This is a genomic window from Neisseria sp. HMSC065D04 (assembly GCF_001815675.1).
Taxonomy (GTDB): domain Bacteria; phylum Pseudomonadota; class Gammaproteobacteria; order Burkholderiales; family Neisseriaceae; genus Neisseria.
The window spans coordinates 1-2,212 of the sequence record NZ_KV821466.1 but is presented as its reverse complement, the minus strand read 5'-3'; the positions used below and the strand labels follow the sequence as shown (position 1 = coordinate 2,212).

4 protein-coding genes are annotated in these 2,212 nt (G+C 44.7%); all 4 read left to right on the top strand.

What is annotated here, in order from left to right; all coding sequences use genetic code 11:
• Nucleotides 1–117 precede the first annotated feature (117 nt).
• Nucleotides 118–1,335 (top strand): tyrosine-type recombinase/integrase, encoded by a 1,218-nt coding sequence (locus HMPREF3050_RS00850; RefSeq protein WP_094113274.1) that lies wholly within the window; start codon nucleotides 118–120, stop codon nucleotides 1,333–1,335.
• A 166-nt stretch (nucleotides 1,336–1,501) separates the two neighbouring features.
• A complete protein-coding gene (locus HMPREF3050_RS00845) occupies nucleotides 1,502–1,735 on the top strand; it encodes a hypothetical protein (RefSeq protein WP_070773136.1) in 234 nt (77 codons plus the stop codon).
• A gap of 2 nt (nucleotides 1,736–1,737) precedes the next feature.
• Nucleotides 1,738–1,881, top strand: a complete 144-nt coding sequence (locus HMPREF3050_RS14520; RefSeq protein WP_168166249.1) for a hypothetical protein — start codon at nucleotides 1,738–1,740, stop codon at nucleotides 1,879–1,881.
• A 37-nt stretch (nucleotides 1,882–1,918) separates the two neighbouring features.
• Nucleotides 1,919–2,212: hypothetical protein (locus HMPREF3050_RS00840; protein WP_141758373.1), on the top strand; the 294-nt coding region annotated here is incomplete at its 3' end.

Below are 2,212 nucleotides of genomic sequence, written 5' to 3'. Positions count from 1 at the left end.
ATGCTTTTGTTCATTGATAACTGTTATTCTCGTCCGTAACGGTTCGATTTAGTTCATATCATTTTGATAAGCCTGTGTTTATTGCCGTTTTCTGTCCGTTTTCGTTCGCGATAGTGCGTGGCAATCCTTGAAAAAAGAGGGTATGATTTTGGGTATCAACTCATTCATACCCTCTTTTTTATGCTTAACGATACCCAAATCCGCAAGGCGAAACCAGCCGAGAAGCCTTATAAATTAACCGATTCCAACGGTTTGTATATCGTCATCAATCCAAACGGTTCGAAACTATGGCGTTATCGCTTCAGGCTTGACGGTAAAGAGTCCGTTTTTGCTATCGGGGCATATCCTGATGTCTCGCTTGCCGAAGCGCGTGAAAAACGCAAGGAGGCGCGGCTACTTGTTCAGCAGGGGATTAACCCAGCCAAAGACCGAGCCGAAAAGAAACGGCAAAACGCGCGCCAAAACAGAAACACGTTTGAAGCCATCGCCGAAGAGTACCTGGCATCCAAGACAATCAGCGATGGAGGCATTAAAGCCATACATCGTATGCTTAAAAAATACGCCTATCCAATCATCGGAGACACGCCGATAACCAAAGTAACGCCACGTCAGATTATGGAGTGTCTAGACGTTTGCAAAGACAAAGGCGTTATCGTGTCGGGTATATACACCCGTCAACACATGAGCGCAGTTTTTCTTTATGCGATCCGAACAATGCGGGCGACAAATGACCCTACGTTGGCTTTTGCCGGGTATCTCAAGCGACCCGAAATAACCCACGCTAAAGCCATGACCGCTGAACAAATCAGGGATTTTAAAACAAGCCTTGCAAACTACAATGGGTCGTTCGTCGTCAAAAAAGCCGCGCAGCTATTACTATACACAGCCGTCCGCACGATTGAGGCAAGGCGGGCTGAATGGGCTGATATTGACTTGCCAGCCGCGATTTGGCGCATCCCCGCAAACAAGATGAAAAAATCGAGAATGCACGTCGTGCCGTTGTCGTCGCAGGTCGTCGAGTTACTCAAAGAATTGCACGCGGTTACGGGTAACGGGCGGCTACTGTTCCCAAACAGCAAACGACCAGACGATATGCTGTCAGCCACAACCATAAATAGGGCGTTGGAGTATATGGGGCTGACAATATCAGGGCATGATTTTAGAGCGACGCTTGCAACCAATCTGTCAGAGATGGGCTACGAGCATGAGTACATCAAGGCACAGCTTGCCCACGCTAAAGACAATCAGACAGATGCGGCATATTTTCACGCCAAATTTATCACGCAACGCCGCCAAATGCTGCAAGATTGGGCGGACTTTGTAGATGGTCTGTAATTAAATTATTCTATAAATCATAAAGTTACAGATTTTTTACAAAACAATCAAAAAACCTCTTGCATTACCGACAAAATGGCGGTAATATACACACATCGGCAGACAACACAGACCGCCGAAAACATGATTAACCACTGACCGCCATCGGGCGGATAGGAGCAAAAAAATGAAAATCATCAGCAAAAAAGAAATATTCCAAACAAAAACTTTCGAGTTTAAAACAGATGATGGCAAATACATCCATGCCGAGAAATCAACGTTTCAAAAAATCTTTGGAAGAAAAGATACATTGTACCGCTACATTTTTGCTTGCCGTGTTTTCGAAGGGAAGCAAGAAGAAGTTCGGGCGGCATACGGTGGGAAAATTCCAAATGAAATTGCACTATTCAGACTGATATAAAGATGGCAAACGAAAAATACGGCGTGAGAATTACAGAGGCGGATATTGAAGAATTGGCAAAATCCACCACAGTTTATGAAAAAACGACAGGCGGAATTGCAGAGGATATAGCACTCAATATTATCGTTAGAAAAAGTGGCATTTAACTATGTTGCCGCCTTTGGGCGGCAGAAAGGAAATAAAATGAATATCAAAAAAATCACAGCACGCGATATTATCAATAATACCGAATTTGATTTGAGTGGATGGTTTTACGACAGCCTCAAAGCACACGGCGGCGGCTATTGTAGCCGGATTTATCTTGACCTTAACGATATGACATTATTTGAAAGCGTAGAGGCAAGTAGTAACAGTTGGTTGCAAAGAGATGATGACAGCCTGCAAGAGGTTGACCGAGACGAGGGATGGGGGGCAGACTTAACCGAAGAAGAGCTGGAATGGTTGGAGGAGGATGGGGTGTCTGATTTTGGATTCCAA